The following is a 15,403-nucleotide window of genomic DNA, read 5'->3' on the forward strand; positions in this document are numbered from 1 at the left end:
GTCGGCCTCCTTATAATAGAATGGAAATTGCCATTGCAACACCGGCAGCGATGGACAGAGACGTCAAGAGGGCTTCTACTCCCCGGCTCATGCCTGCAAGTAAATCACCGGATAACAAATCCCGGACTGAGTTGGTCAGAGGGACACCAGGCACCAGCGGCATCAATGAGCCAATAATGATCTGGTCCAGGTTATTACCAAGGCCAATCATGACCAGTAAAATTGCTACCGAGCCTCCCACAAAGGCACCCATAAATTCGGAGGCAAAACGGACTTTCAGATAACGTTCCGATTCCACCAGGGCCACACTGGACAGCACGGCTGCAATATATGCCGGCAGCAAGTCGAATAATCCACCGCCGAATAAGTAAGAAAACCCCGAACCTGCAACGCCGGAAAACAGATATATCATCCAAAGCGGGTATAATACAGGGGCATGATAAATGGCTTTCATGCGCTCATGGGCTTCGGGTATGGTCAACTCTCCCGCAGTAAATTCCCGGGAGACCTGATTCACTTCCATGACCTTATTCAGATCCTGCATCCGGTTATCAATCCGGACCATCTGCATCAGGTCACCGTTTCCTTTTTTCTCTTCGAAGGAGAGGAAAATCCCTGTCGTCGTTGCAAAACAATGGACGTTAGCGAACCCTGCAGCCACGGACATGCGCTCCAGGGTTTCTTCGACGCGATACGTTTCTGCTCCGTAGCTCAGCATGATTTCACCGGCCAGCAGGCAGATGTCCATCATTTCATCAGCTCTTTCAGACATGGAACCCCTCCTTTCAGTTTACATATTTTATATCATTTCCCGGGAAATAGAAAAACCGCCGCAATAAGAGCATTCCTCATTGAAGCGGCTTGATTGGAATCTATTGCATTCCGTATACAGGACCGGCTCTTCAGTAATTAACGCTTCGTGTTTTTGCCTCCGCGTTTGGAATCCGTCTGTTTACGCAATGTCGATAACCGCTCATCACTGTCTTTCAAAAAGCGGTCCATTTTATCTTCAAAAGATCCTTGAGAAGTCTGTTGGCGTCGACCGCCTGAGGAGGATGGCTTTCCCTGAGGTCGCGGCTTCGGCCGTTCACTTTCAGGTTTATCCACGGCCTTACGTATGGATAAAGCAATCTTTCCATCGTCAGCAATTTTCAGTACTTTTACGGTGACGGTTTCGCCTACCGTCAGAACATCCTTGATATTTTCCACATACCCATCAGCCACTTCACTGATGTGAACCAGGCCGGTCTTCCCCCCGGGCAGCTCGATAAATGCTCCAAAATGCGTAATCCCTGTAATCTTACCTTCTACCTTATTGCCTATTTCGATGGACATGAACTTCATGCTCCTCCTTCAGAGTACTTAATAATAATATCATTATACCGATGGGTAAAAAGGTGTGTCAATCTCCAGTTTCCTGATGTTCAGGAATTTGAAAAAGCGTCTCCCCAGGCTTTGTCAGGAAGAAATCCCGCCGTGCAATCTCCGCTATGTATTCGGGATCTTGCAACGATTCAATTTCAGATTCAAGTCGAAGTTCTTCACTCTTGAGCTCCTGCTGCTGCACTTCGAGGCGGGCGATCTCCGCTTCCTGCTCGGCCATCTGTTCGGACTGCTGATAGATGGTGAATCCGGCGAAGCCCGTGAAGAGAAGTATAACCGCAGCAAAAACCGACAGCCTCCGCATCAGTCCGCGACGTCGCTTCAACCGCTGCTCCTCATAAATCCGGTGCTTGCGTTCCACTTCTTCTGTCAGCTGCCTGATCCGTTCTTTGCCGTCTGCTGCCATACTCCTTCCCCCCTTTTTATTTCTGCATTTCATTGGTAACGAGACACTTGACGTATTGTAACTCTATCATACAGGATTGTTTTTCCATCCGCAACGTAAATTGCAACCGTTTTATCACTTTTACCCCTCTTCATTACGGCGTTCTTCGGAGATAATCGTATACATTGTCTGCGCTTCTTCTTTTTTCACCGCTTCGGAGAGCCGGTCGATTGTCAGCTTGACGACTTTTTGTCCGAATTGCACGGTGAGTTCGTCCCCGACTTTGATTGCGCTCGATGACTTCGCCTTCTGGCCGTTCACGAGTACACGTCCTTGATCAGCCACTTCCTTGGCCATCGTGCGCCGCTTAATCAGACGGGATACCTTCAGAAATTTATCCAGTCGCATTCTGTCTCACTCCTTTCGTCTGTTTATAAACCTTTTTCTTTTGCCTTATCCCACCACAGGTCAAGTTCTTCAAGGGAAAAATCTCCCCACTGCTTCCCGCTTTCATAAACCTGTTCCGCGACATAATCGAAACGCCGTCTGAATTTCTCATTCGTCTGGCGGATCGCTTCTTCCGGATCAATACCATGAAAACGGGCGATATTGACAAAGGCAAACAGGACGTCCCCGAACTCCTTCATCGACCGTGCCGGTGATTCGGCATGTACTTCTTGTGCCCATTCATGAATTTCTTCAAACAATTTTTCCCACATCGGCTCTTCGGATCCCCAGTCAAATCCCACTTTCCCGGCCTTCTTCTGCAGTTTCAAAGCACTCGACAAGCCAGGAAGGCCTTTCGGAATCCCGTCGAGAACCGATGACCGTCCGGCGCTCCCAGCCTCCTTTGCTTTGATCGCTTCCCAGTTGGTGACGACGTCTTCTGCACCACTCACTTCAACATCCGCAAATACATGGGGATGGCGTCGCACCATTTTTTCCGATAAGTTGCCGATGACGTCATTGATGGTGAAGTAACCAGCATCTTCGCCGATCTGCGCATGGAGCATGACCTGCAGGAGAATATCCCCCAGTTCCTCGGCAATGTGGTCATCATCCTCTTCGTCAATCGCCTCCAACAGTTCATACGCTTCTTCGATCAGGTGCCGCTTGAGGCTCTCGTGGGTCTGTTTCTGGTCCCACGGGCAGCCGCCCGGTCCTCTGAGCGTTCTGATAATCGCCCGGAGCCTGTCGAACTCCCGGTTCAACAGCTCTTCTTCAGTGACCGGAGGCACATACAGTGCGGTCAGATTCGATAAAGCCGTTTCCCGGTCCAGTTCAAATAACGGGACGGTTTTGACCTGTTCTTTTGACGTCCCTGCACCGTCGACAATCGTCACCGGATATGTATCAGGCAGCCGCTCCATCAGTTTCAGTTTTACTTCCGAAGCACTCATGGCATCAAACACCTGAGCGATGATGAGATGGGACTTCAGGGAGGGGTCGTCCGCTTGCATGGCTAAACCGTCCAACAGTTGAAAACCCTCAATCGGATCGATACGAAGGGTGGTGAACATTGCATCCAGAAAACTGCCCCCACCTGCGATCTCAACGTTCACTTGCTGCTGCTCGAGAAGCTTTTGCACTGTTTCCTCTGCGACAAGCGGATGACCAGGTACAGCATACACCAGTTCGCCATCGCCTTTACCGGCTTCTTCAAGTAAACGTTCGGTGATCCGTTCGTACACTTCGCTGAAATTCGATTCTTCTTCATATACGTGGTCGAAACTGATGAAATTGACGCCTTCATCCGCCAGTTTCGTCACCAGGGGATGGTCCAGGGTGCGGATCCAGACGGTTTTTGCCTGCGTGAGCTCCCGGTATATGCCAAGGCTCAACTGCTCCAGCTCCCCCGGACCAAGACCGAGTATTTTAATTGATCCCATTTGCCTCATCCTTTTCATCCGTTATCTTTATTGTAATGGTGCCAGAAACGGCTGTTCTGTTAGTTCTTATAAGGAAGCCGCGATCCGATCAGTGGCAGCATGGACCAGGTGGCCTCGTCGAAAAGACGGATGCGCCAGATCATCAAAACGAAAATCACGGCACCCAGCACTGCAGCGCCCACCCCTGTGACCAAAGCCTCACTTCGCACCGGATCTGCGCCAAAGAAGTACCGTCCTGCTGCTTCGACCCCGAAAGCACCGATTGCCATGACCACAAGGGATAAGACCCATTTCGAGGTAAACCCCGGGCTGACGCCCGTAAACCAATCATCTTTGCAGAGCGCGATCGTCACCATCACCGCCATGAACACGAGACCCGTGACCGATGCCACCGCTGCACCGATAATCCCGAAAACCGGGATCAAGAGAACATTCAATAGACCCTTTACCGCGAGACCGGACAGGAGCCACTTTGCCGGCCTTCCAGATTGATCCAGTGCGTGCCAGAGTACCGCAACCGTCATAAACAGGGCACCCGGTAAAATACTCAGACTGGCAATGCGAAGCGCGGTATTCCCTGCCTGGTCCATAAACAGCATCGTATTCACTGACGGCATGATCACAGCGAGTCCAGCGGCAGCCGCACCGCCAAACACAAGGCAGATGGCGACGGCCCGGTGGATCTCCTGCTGCACCCCCGTGCGGTTTCTTGCTTCAAACAACCGGGATACGACCGGCACCACAGCATAGGAGAAGACCGTTGTCACGACGGCACCAAATTGAATCAGCGGCCAGGAACGGTCATAGATACCTTTGAACGCCGCGGCATTGACATGTGCTTCTCCTGAAGCAACAAGCCCCCGGTAGACCGTGAACGCATCCACCAGTTGAAAAGAGACCAGCGCCAATGCACTCAACGAAACGAAGAACCCCCCTTTGATCAGCGTGATCAGATCCTTTTTCCAGGCCTTCGTTACGATCGGCTGCCCGCTGCGGTACAGGGCCTCCGTAAACAAGGGATCGGTGCGCTGCATGCGTAACATCAGCCAAACGGCGCCGCCCAGTCCCCCGGCGAAGGCGCCGGCTCCTGCGGACACGCCGGCCTCATAGGCCGATCCTCCCTGCCAGGTGACCCATCCGGCCAACAGCAGGATCACCGTCACCCTGAGCACTTGTTCCAGCACCTGGGAAGCCGCTGATGGTCCCGTACGCCCCATGCCCTGAAAGACCCCTCTGTGAAAAGCCAGAACCGGAATGACGAGAAAGGGCAAACTCATCCAGCGCATCGGACCGGCGAGGGCCAGGTCTCCCATCACCCAGGCGAGCCCCGGAGCACTGAGCCAGACGAGGACCGCCGCCAGCAGATGAAGCACAATCAGGGTCAGATACAAGAACCTGAACCGTGCCGCTCGTTCTGCAGCTGATGCAGTCCGGCTGTCCCCCATCATCGTAGCCAGCACAAGCGGATAGCCGTATGCACCCAGCACCAGCGCAACCCCGTAGAGGGGATACACCTGCTGGTAGACGTAAAAGCCGGCGTCACCGGTCATGTTTTGATACGGCACTTTGTAGAGTGCACTCAACATTTTAGCGAGAAGGGCAGCCAGCGACAGCCACATGGCCCCCTTAAGCCAGGTTTCTTTGGCGGTTGGATCAGCCATGGGTGACCGGTGATTTTTCGACTTCGTCCAATCGTGACAAAACCTGTTCAAGCAAATGGAGGAAGGTGCTGTCATCCAACGATTTTGTGCGAATATGAATGGTGATCCCTTTCCCGTCAGAAGAAAGGCTCATGTGCTTACTGAGCTGATTGACCAGGGTGAACAGTCTCGCACCATCGATAGCGCCCGCCCGCTCCTCGCTGAGGACGACTTTGCACTCGTTGTTTTTCTCTGCAATGGAGACAACTTCTTCTTGCCTGGCGTACAATTTGATTTTTGCAACGCTGATCAACAGTTCAACCTCGGTCGGGTATTCCCCGAAGCGGTCGATCAGTTCCACTTGCACCTCTTCGACGTCAGCAAAAGATTGCACGCCTTTGAACTTTTTATACATATCAATTTTCTGCTTGGAATCTCCGATGTAAGATTCAGGAATATACGCATCGACTTGAATTTCCAGATCGATGTCCGGCTGCGCGTCTTTCGTTTCGATGTGCTCAACGGTGCCGTCGATTTCATCTTTTCGTTCATCAATGGCTTCTTTCAGCATTTTCGAGTAGAGATCGAAACCGACGGAAGCGATGAAGCCGTGCTGTTCGGCACCGAGAAGATTCCCCGCACCCCGGATCGACAAGTCCCGCATGGCGATCTTAAAGCCTGATCCGAGCTCGGTGAATTCTTTGATGGACTGCAGCCGTCTCTCGGCCACTTCCGTCAGCACCTTATCCCGCTGATGGGTGAAATAGGCATACGCCACCCGGTTCGAGCGGCCCACACGGCCCCGGAGCTGATAGAGCTGTGAGAGGCCCATGCGGTCTGCCTCCTGAATGATCAGGGTGTTCACGTTCGGAATGTCCACACCGGTTTCAATGATCGTCGTCGTCACCAGGACATCGGTTTCCCCTTCGAGGAAATCGAGCATCACCGCTTCGAGCTGTCCTTCTGACATTTGCCCGTGGGCAAACGCCACGTTGGCATCAGGGACCATCATGGCAATGCGGTCTGCTACCATTTCAATGTCCTCCACCCGGTTGTACAGATAAAAAACCTGTCCTTCCCGGGCCAGTTCCCGTTCGATTGCTTCACGGACGAACGCATCGTTATGCTCTACGACATACGTCTGAACCGGGAACCGGTTTTCCGGAGGTGTTTCAATGACCGAGAGATCCCGGACGCCGAGCATGGACATGTGCAGGGTTCTTGGGATCGGTGTGGCGGTCAATGTTAAGACATCCACATTCGCTTTCAGCTGCTTGATCTTCTCTTTATGGGTGACCCCGAATCGCTGTTCCTCGTCCACGACCAGAAGGCCGAGATCCTTGAACTTCACGTCTTTCGACAGCACACGGTGCGTCCCGACGACAATATCGCATGTACCTCTCTGAAGGGCTTCCGTGGTTTCCTTCAGCTGCTTTCGGGTGCGAAACCGGCTCATCAAACCAAAAGTGATTGCGAAGTCCTGAAACCGTTCACGGATGGTTTCATAATGCTGCTGGGCAAGGATCGTTGTCGGAACGAGGATCGCCACCTGTTTGCCATCCATAATCGCTTTAAAGGCAGCTCTTAAGGCCACCTCCGTTTTCCCGTACCCGACATCGCCGCATAGAAGCCGGTCCATCGGCTGGTCCTGCTCCATGTTATTCTTGATTTCTTCAATGGCCTGCAGTTGATCTTCTGTTTCTTGATACGGGAAGGTCGATTCGAATTCCCGCTGTTCAAGCCCGTCAGGGGAAAATGCAAATCCGCGGCTGTTTTGCCGTTTGGCATACAGCTTAATCAGGTCATCCGCAATGTTCTGAACGGAAGCCTGCACTTTTTTCTTGACCTTTTTCCATTCGCTTCCCCCGAGAGAATAGAGCTTCGGATCTTTATCTTCACTGGCAACATATTTCTGCACCTGATCAATCTGATCCACCGGGACATACAGCTTGTCATTCCCTGCGTATGAGATGTGCATGTAATCCTTATGAACCGGACCGACCTGCAGGGTTTCGATCCCGAGGTATTTCCCGATGCCGTGATTGACATGAACCACCCAGTCGCCGACCTTCAGCTCTGAATAATTCTTGATCCGCTCTGCGTTGGAGAGCTTCTGACGTCGTTTTGGCTTGCGGGATTTCTTCGTGAAGACATCCTCTTCAGCAATGACAACCAACCGGTGCATCGGGAGCTCAAACCCGCTGTGCAGCATGCCCTGAATGATGACTGCTTTCCCCTTCACCGGTTCACCATCCGAATCGATAAAGGCTGCTTCGATCTCGTAATCATCGAGAACCCGGTTCAGCCTGGAGGCCCGCTCCCCATCGCTAGAAACGAACACAATCGCGTAGCCTGCTTCCTTCCAGCGGGTTACTTCGTTTTTTAACAGATGGATCTGGCCATGGAACTGTTGCATGCTTTTGGTCTGAATGGTAAAGGTATGATCCGGCGCCACCTGAGGAAGCTGACGGCCAAACAGCATCGTATAAAGCTTCTGCTGCGTTGCCTGCGTCATCAGGTCTTCAATCACCTCAGAAACAGGCAGATCATGAACCATCGCACCTTGGGCAATCATCGTTGTCATCCAGTCCGCTTCTTCTTGCTCAAGCGTCTGAGCCGTCTCCTGTACCCGGTTCCACTCGTCAAGAACGATGAGACAATCTTCAGGCGTATAGTCCACCAGCGTTGCAGGAGCATCAAACAACAGCCTCATGTATTTGTAGATGGCATCAAAAAACTGCCCGTTTCTCAGGCGGTCAATCTCTTCCCCGATATTCTGGACCATCGCCTCCTGGATTTGCTCGTCCTTCAAGCGCTTTAAACTTGCGGCAAGTTTCCCTTCCAGTTTGTCCGCACCTTGCACCAGTTCTTCTTCGGTAACAAGAATTTCACGGGCAGGACCCACAATCACGTTGGGCATTTCCTCCACGGAAAGTTGGGTTTCCACGTCAAAAAGACGAATTGAATCCACCTCTGTATCAAACAGCTCAATGCGCACCGGGTGTTCTTCCGTCAGCGGATAGATATCGATGATGCCACCGCGCACGCTGAATTCCCCGGGAGAAGAGACCATCTGCGCCCGGGTATAGCCCATATGCACGAACTGTTCGAGAACCGTGTCAAAGTCGACATCTTCCCCCGTTGCGAAAGCCAACTGCTCTTCATACCACCGTTTTGGCGGTGTCAACAGCCTTCGTACGCCAGCCACCGGTGCAATCACGATCCTTTTTTCACCAGCGCTCCACTCATTGAGAACCTCGAGACGCTGCCCGCGCATTTCCGGACTGGCCACGGCAATCTCTGAAGAGATCAGCTCGTTTGCTGGATACAAAAGGACTTCGTCCGTTGTCAGTACCGTGATCAGATCATCATAAAGTTTCTGCGCCTGGAAGAGGTTATGGGTCACGACCAGCTGGGAGCGACCAGTCCGTCTGAACATCGCAGCGAGGTGCATGGCCCTTGCGGAACCGCTGACACCTATAAGAGACTGATCTCCTGTACGCTGTTCAATGCCTTTGATTACCTGTTCCAATTCATCTGTAGCCATCAGGCTGTTCAGTAAACCTTTCAACTGCATTACCACCTTTTATCGCAGTACCAACTGCATTGTTCATGACTTCTTAAAATGGTGAAAATGCTTTGACATCAAGACTGCCAAAGCGTCATTCCTCTTCATTCGATTACGGCTTCTTGTTAAAGTCATTCATCACCAGGGTAAAATCGTTTGTCAGCCACGATTCCACCGCGTCCGCTGCCTGCCGGATTGCGCCGTCCACCGCTGTGCGGTCATCCGGTGAAAAACGGCCGAGCACATGATCGGTTACGGTTTTCCCTGGTTCAGGACGGCCGATGCCGATCCGGATCCGGTTAAAGTTTTTTGAATCGAGGTGGTCCATGGTCGAGCGGATCCCGTTATGGCCCCCGTGTCCCCCTTTGGACCGAAGTCGGATCGTCCCTGGTTCGAGATCCAGATCATCGTAAATGACGAGAATGTCCTCAGGTGGAATATCATAGTACTTTGCAAGCTGTCCAATGGACTCTCCGGACAGGTTCATGAACGTCATCGGCTTTAACAGGGTCATTTTGCCTTGTGCTGTTCTTGTTGTTCCGAATATCCCTTTAAACTTACTTTGATCAAGCGGGATGCCCAGCTGATCGGATACGCGATCAATCACCTCGAAGCCGACATTGTGACGGGTCCGCTCATATTTCTTTCCCGGGTTGCCCAGGCCAACTGCCAGTTTCATCATCGACTGCTCCTTTGTTGTTCATTGAGTTAGCTTCATGTGTGAAAACAAGGCTGTCTCGGGTATGAGACAGCCTTCACAGTGTTGTAATCACCGGTTTTCTAAAGATCTTACAAGCTTATTCTTCAGTTTTTTCTTCGTTCTCTGTGCCGCCTTCTTCTTCCTCACCAGCTACCAGTTCAGGCTCGTCGCCTTCTTCTTCTTCAGCCGGCTCTTCTTCAGGCTCCTCAGTTGGTGGTACGATGGATACGACCATTTCATCAGGATCGTTGTTGAACTCGAACCTCGCACCGCTCTTCAGGTCTTTCACGAAGATGGAATCGCCGATTTCAAGAGATTCAACGTCAACATCAATGCTGTCAGGAAGCTCTTTTGGAAGGGCACGAACAGACAATTCGAATACGCCCTGCTGGAGAACGCCGCCATCTTTAACACCTTGTGCTTCACTGACCACGTTTACCGGCACATCTGCGTCCATTTCAACTTTCATGTTGGCCGCGTAGAAATCAATGTGGATATATTGATTTTTAATCATATCGTACTGGATGTCGTAAATCATCACATCCGTCTTTTCTCCTTCAATGTCAAGACTGAACACACCCGTTTTTCCTTCATTACGGTATGTCTTGATAAAATCAATTGCTTCGATTTGAATCGGCAGATTACCATATTCTTTACCGTAAACGACTGCAGGAATTCCGCCTTCCTTACGGATTGATGTTAATGTAGATCCTTTCGATTCTTTTCTTGGTGCTGCTTTCAATACTGTTGCCATGTCAAAATCACCTCATCATTTTTTCATATCATATCATGTTTCCTCTTTCGTGAGCAACTAAACCCCGAAATTCACATTTCTTCTATCAGTCAAACAGATTGCTGACGGAGCGGTCTTCAAATACGTGCACGATGGCCTTACCGAGTAAATCGCCAACAGATAGTTGCAGAATTTTATCGATTCTTTTCTCGTCGGGGAGCGGAATGGTGTTGGTGACGACGAGTTCCTTGATCTCCGAATTCTGTATCCGTTCGATTGCCGGACCGGACAGAACCGGGTGCGTACTGCATGCATACACGGCTTTCGCGCCATTTTTCTTCATGGCATTTGCAGCAAGCGTCATCGTTCCGGCTGTATCGATGATGTCATCAATAATAATCGCTGTCTTTCCCTCGATGTTCCCGACAATGTTCATGACTTCCGACATGTTCGGTTTCGGCCGGCGCTTGTCAATAATCGCTATCGGTGCTTTCAACCGGTCCGCCATCTTTCTCGCCCGGACCACACCACCGTGATCCGGTGAAACAATGACGATGTCTTCAAGATTCTTTTTCTCAAAATGGTTCGCAAGGATCGGCACACCGATCAGCTGATCGACGGGGATATCGAAGAAGCCTTGGATTTGTGACGCGTGCAGATCAAGGGTAATGACCCGGTCAGCACCCGCAGTTTCCAGTAAATTAGCGATCAGTTTTGCCGTAATCGGCTCGCGGGAACGGGACTTTCTGTCCTGGCGTGCGTAACCATAATACGGGATGACCACATTGATTGTTCGAGCGGACGCGCGTTTTAACGCATCGATCATGATCAAGAGCTCCATAATGTGCTCGTTCGCAGGTGAACTGGTGGATTGAATGATAAAGATATCACACCCGCGAATACTTTCTTCAATATTAATCTGGATTTCTCCGTCACTGAAGCGGGTCACCGAACATTTCCCGAGATTGACGCCGATCGTTTCGGCAATCTCCTCTGCCAGACCTGGATTGGAATTCAGTGTAAATACCTTCAAATGCTTATCCCCGTAATTGGCCATCGTTAAAAAACCTCCATCGTTTTTCGTTAGACTCTCGTCATGACTCATGCGTTATTTCTTTTTGTAGCCTTCTTTATTCGATTGACGGGCTCTCGCAATGCCGAGCGCTTCTGAAGGGACATCGTCGGTGATGGTAGAGCCCGCGGCTACGTAAGCTCCTTCGCCGACGGTTACCGGCGCGATCAGATTCGCATTGCAGCCGATAAAGGCGCCGTCTTCAATCGTTGTCAGAAACTTGTTTTTCCCGTCGTAGTTGACGGTAATGGACCCGCAGCCGACGTTGACACCTTTACCAATCTCCGCATCACCCAGGTAGCTGAGATGCGAAGCCTTACTGCCATTGCCCATGGACATCTTCTTAAGTTCCACAAAGTTCCCTACGCGCACATCATCACCCAAATCCGTTTCCGGGCGCAGGTGAGCAAACGGTCCGATGTTCACCCGGCTGCCGATTTTGCTGTGATGAACGGTAGACTGCCGGATCACAGAATTGTCCGCCACCTCACTCTCTTCCACAACGGTTTGCGGTCCGATATGGCAGTTGGAACCGATCGACACCCGGCCTTTGATCATGCAGCCCGGTTCAATCACAGTATCTGCACCGATCACCGCATCACTGGAGATGTAGGTCTGTTCAGGGTCGGTCATCGTGACCCCTTGAGTCATCCAGTGCCGGTTAATCCGGCGCTTCATCCATTTCTCTGCTTCACTTAAAGCAATCCGGTCGTTGACCCCCATTGTCTCATGAAAGTCTTCAGCAATATAGGCAGAAACCGTTTCCCCTCTGCTCTGCAGAATCTCAATCACATCAGGCAGATAATATTCGCCCTGGACATTGTCGTTATCAACATGATTGAGCGCATCGAACAAGGCATGGTTATCAAAGACATACGTCCCTGTATTGATTTCTTTTACGCGACGTTCTTTATAGGTTGCATCCTTATGTTCCACGATCCGTTCCACCTGATCGCCGTCATTGCGAAGGACGCGACCATAACCTGTCGGATCATCGGCCGTTGCTGTCAAAATTGTCGCTTTCGCTTTTGTTTCTTCGTGATGCGCCATCAGCGAAATCAGGGTGTCCGCCGTTAACAGTGGTGTGTCACCGCTGACCACGAGGGTCGTCCCTTCTTTTTTTCCGATCACTGACTCGGCCTGCATAACAGCGTGACCGGTTCCGAGCTGTTCTTCCTGAATGGCATAGCTGACACGATCGCCAAGCTGATTCTTCACTTTTCCGGCTCCGTGACCGACAATCGTCACCACATCATCCACGTCACAGGCATTCAGCTGATCCACGACATGCTGGACCATCGGTTTACCGCAAACGGGGTGCAACACTTTATACAATGAGGATTTCATCCGGGTACCTTTACCAGCAGCCAGAACGACTGCAAATCGATTTTTCATCATGTAACCTCCAAGGCCTTAAATTCCATACTGAATATATCTCATATTGCCGATGATTTCAAGGTTCTGAGGCGATGTCAGACCAGGAAATCTGAAAGCACGCAAAAAAAGACGCGGATCCTGATGAACAGGATTCGCGCTGTCTGTACCTGCATCAGCGAATCTTTCTTACGAATGCAAGGTTTCTGAGCGTTCGAGAGGCGTCTGTTTCGAATCCTTTTCCTGATCATACGCTTCGAGCACAGCCGACTGAATCTTCGCTCTGGAATCCGAACAGATCGGGTGGGCAATCTCCCTGAAGTCACCATCCGGAGTCCGCTTACTGGGCATCGCCACAAACAAACCGTTATCGCCATCAATCACACGGATGTCATGAACAACGAACTCATCATCGATCGTGATCGACGCAATCGCCAGCATCCGGCCACCATCTCCCGTTCTGCGCAGTCTTACATCTGTTACGTTCATTACCTGTCACCACCTTCAGCAAAAAACTCTTGGGGGCTGAAATTCTACTCTATCCACACATATTTCGATAACCCTTTCGAATTCCCTGCATGAAACAGAAAATTAAGCAGATTTTTTTGCTAAATTGTGACAAATATGTTCAAAAAGTGACGTACGTCACGTCCTTAAAGTAAATTGCCGCGTTCGACGGTGATTTTCCGCTCCTTCACATCAACGGCAGATAGTTTGGTCAGGGAAATGTAATCCGACACCAGCTTCTCCTCTTCATGCACTGCTTCGGTCAGAACTGCCACACCCGCCACCGAGGCATTGAATTCCTCTGCAAGGTCCATCATGCCGCGTATGGTTCCTCCGGCCTTCATAAAGTCATCGATGATCAGCACATGCGCCCCTGCTTTGAGGCTTCTTCTGGCAAGTGACATCGTCTGGATCTGTTTTTTCGATCCGGATACGTAATTGATGCTGACGATGGAGCCTTCCGTGATACGCTGTTCATGACGTACGATGCTGACCGGAACATTCAGCAGGTGCGCCACTGCGTAAGCGAGCGGGATTCCTTTCGTAGCCATGGTCATGATGGCATCCACCCCGGTATTCCGGTAATGAGAGGCGAGAATACGGGCCATCTCGTTCATCACTTTCGGGTCGCCGATGATGTCCATCATATACAGGTAGCCGCCCGGCAGAATCCTGCCTGGATCTTCCAGCCTTTCACACAAGGCATCCACCTGACGAAAGGCTTCCGCCTCACCCGTCATCGGGATAAAACGAACTCCGCCGGTTGCCCCTGCAGAAGTCTCGACTTTCCCTAACTGCTTTGCTTCGAACGTTTCTTTCACGATACCAATGTCCTCACTGATCGATGACTTGGCGGATTGGTATCGATCAGAGAAAAAAGTTAACGGAACGAGCTGATGCGGATGCTGCAATAAGTACTGTGTCATATCCACCAGTCGTCCACTGCGACGAAATTTCATGAGAACCTCCTCAAATGACGGATTCAATCACGGAAAATATAGCGTAAAACCCGAATGTTTTAATTATAATGTACCATTTATATCCGGAAATCACAAGAAAGACCGGGGACAAAGTTGTCCCCGGTCTTCGTGCATCCTCACCCTCTTACTTAAAGCCGATGTTTTTCACCAATCAGCCTCACCAGGAATACCTGATCCATAAATCCACGAAGTGTATTATAGAGCTTCGTCGCCTTCTGATCACTGGCAATGAGTGAGAATACCGTTGGTCCGCTGCCGCTCATGACCGTACCATCCGCTCCGGATTCCCGCAGCCGCTTTTTGATTTTCCTGACCTCCGGAGCCAGTTCAAATGTCACAGGCTCCATAACGTTTTGCAGCCGGCTGCAGATGCCGGGGTAATCGTTGTCCCTGATCGCATGGATCATGCCTGCCGTATCCGGATGGTCCATCTCTTCGATTTGCAATCGTTTATAAATATCCTTTGTGGATACACCCTGACGAGGTTTAGCGAGGAGTACATAAACCTTGGGCGGCGAATCGATAAAAGTCAGTTTTTCGCCTCGCCCCCTTGCCACAGCCGTTCCACCGTACACACAAAACGGCACGTCCGAACCGATCTTCAGGCCCTCTTCCGCCAGTTCATCAAGTGTAAGACCGAGTTGCCAGAGTTTGTTCAACCCCCTCAGGACAGCTGCCGCGTCGGTACTGCCGCCTGCCAGGCCGGCCGATACAGGGATCACTTTGTCAATGACAATCCGTACACCTGTTGAAATACCATAGCGCTCTTTCAGAATTTTCGCCGCCTGATAAGCAAGGTTATTTTGATCTGTTGGCAAAAGACCATTTTCCACCTGAATTTCAATCCGGTCTGTCTTCAAAGAATAGAGGTGAATCCGATCCGCCAGATCGATTGTTGTCATGATCATTTCCACTTCATGATAGCCGTCATCACGTTTATGGAGTACATCCAGGGTCAGATTGATCTTTGCCGGAGCTTTCTCTGTTACACACACTTGCATCACCATCTTTTACAGTCAAATAAGTTCCATCTTAATACAGTTTATCACGTCTGACAAGAGCTGTCTGAAACATTCCTGTATGCATGAAAAAACGGTTATTCAATAAGAAACAACCCTCGCGAGGGTTATTTTCAGCCTTATTGAATAACCGTTATTTTGCGTATCCGCCTG

The 15,403-nt window shown here is 50.7% G+C and carries 14 protein-coding genes; all 14 read right to left on the reverse strand.

Annotated elements, in window-relative coordinates; all coding sequences use genetic code 11:
* Positions 1-10 precede the first annotated feature (10 nt).
* Entirely contained in the window at positions 11-772 is a 762-nt protein-coding gene (locus BBEV_RS16660; protein WP_069366476.1) for a threonine/serine exporter family protein, read from the reverse strand.
* A gap of 137 nt (positions 773-909) precedes the next feature.
* Positions 910-1,335 carry a S1 domain-containing RNA-binding protein gene (locus BBEV_RS16665; RefSeq protein ID WP_069366477.1) on the reverse strand — a complete coding sequence of 142 codons (426 nt, stop codon included), beginning with the start codon at positions 1,333-1,335 and terminating at the stop codon, positions 910-912.
* Positions 1,336-1,402: 67 nt separating this feature from the next.
* The gene (locus tag BBEV_RS16670; RefSeq protein ID WP_069366478.1) at positions 1,403-1,789 is read right to left on the reverse strand and encodes an FtsB family cell division protein; all 387 of its coding nucleotides are present in this window, start codon (positions 1,787-1,789) and stop codon (positions 1,403-1,405) included.
* A 120-nt stretch (positions 1,790-1,909) separates the two neighbouring features.
* Complete coding sequence (locus tag BBEV_RS16675) at positions 1,910-2,176, reverse strand: RNA-binding S4 domain-containing protein (RefSeq protein WP_069366479.1); 267 nt, start codon at positions 2,174-2,176, stop codon at positions 1,910-1,912.
* Between the two features lie 23 nt (positions 2,177-2,199).
* On the reverse strand, positions 2,200-3,657 hold the full coding sequence (gene yabN / locus BBEV_RS16680; RefSeq protein ID WP_069366480.1) for a bifunctional methyltransferase/pyrophosphohydrolase YabN: 1,458 nt from the start codon (positions 3,655-3,657) through the stop codon (positions 2,200-2,202).
* 59 nt (positions 3,658-3,716) lie between these two features.
* Entirely contained in the window at positions 3,717-5,318 is a 1,602-nt protein-coding gene (locus tag BBEV_RS16685; RefSeq protein WP_069366481.1) for a putative polysaccharide biosynthesis protein, read from the reverse strand.
* Positions 5,311-8,868: a transcription-repair coupling factor gene (mfd, locus tag BBEV_RS16690; RefSeq protein WP_407690234.1), complete on the reverse strand. Its 3,558-nt coding sequence runs from the start codon at positions 8,866-8,868 to the stop codon at positions 5,311-5,313. The genes BBEV_RS16685 and mfd overlap by 8 nt, the downstream gene beginning before the upstream one ends.
* A gap of 109 nt (positions 8,869-8,977) precedes the next feature.
* Positions 8,978-9,544, reverse strand: a complete 567-nt coding sequence (pth, locus tag BBEV_RS16695) for an aminoacyl-tRNA hydrolase (RefSeq protein WP_069366483.1) — start codon at positions 9,542-9,544, stop codon at positions 8,978-8,980.
* A gap of 118 nt (positions 9,545-9,662) precedes the next feature.
* Entirely contained in the window at positions 9,663-10,319 is a 657-nt protein-coding gene (locus BBEV_RS16700; protein ID WP_069366484.1) for a 50S ribosomal protein L25/general stress protein Ctc, read from the reverse strand.
* Positions 10,320-10,404: 85 nt separating this feature from the next.
* Positions 10,405-11,355, reverse strand: a complete 951-nt coding sequence (locus tag BBEV_RS16705) for a ribose-phosphate diphosphokinase (RefSeq protein ID WP_069366485.1) — start codon at positions 11,353-11,355, stop codon at positions 10,405-10,407.
* A 51-nt stretch (positions 11,356-11,406) separates the two neighbouring features.
* Positions 11,407-12,765 carry a bifunctional UDP-N-acetylglucosamine diphosphorylase/glucosamine-1-phosphate N-acetyltransferase GlmU gene (glmU, locus tag BBEV_RS16710; RefSeq protein ID WP_069366486.1) on the reverse strand — a complete coding sequence of 453 codons (1,359 nt, stop codon included), beginning with the start codon at positions 12,763-12,765 and terminating at the stop codon, positions 11,407-11,409.
* Positions 12,766-12,933: 168 nt separating this feature from the next.
* Positions 12,934-13,233: a septation regulator SpoVG gene (gene spoVG / locus BBEV_RS16715; protein WP_069366487.1), complete on the reverse strand. Its 300-nt coding sequence runs from the start codon at positions 13,231-13,233 to the stop codon at positions 12,934-12,936.
* A 164-nt stretch (positions 13,234-13,397) separates the two neighbouring features.
* Positions 13,398-14,210 carry a pur operon repressor gene (gene purR / locus BBEV_RS16720; RefSeq protein WP_069366488.1) on the reverse strand — a complete coding sequence of 271 codons (813 nt, stop codon included), beginning with the start codon at positions 14,208-14,210 and terminating at the stop codon, positions 13,398-13,400.
* A gap of 149 nt (positions 14,211-14,359) precedes the next feature.
* A complete protein-coding gene (ispE, locus tag BBEV_RS16725; protein WP_407690235.1) occupies positions 14,360-15,238 on the reverse strand; it encodes a 4-(cytidine 5'-diphospho)-2-C-methyl-D-erythritol kinase in 879 nt (292 codons plus the stop codon).
* Between the last annotated feature and the right edge of the window lie 165 nt (positions 15,239-15,403).

It is taken from the genome of Salisediminibacterium beveridgei (genome assembly GCF_001721685.1).
In the GTDB taxonomy this organism is placed as follows: domain Bacteria; phylum Bacillota; class Bacilli; order Bacillales; family Salisediminibacteriaceae; genus Salisediminibacterium; species Salisediminibacterium beveridgei.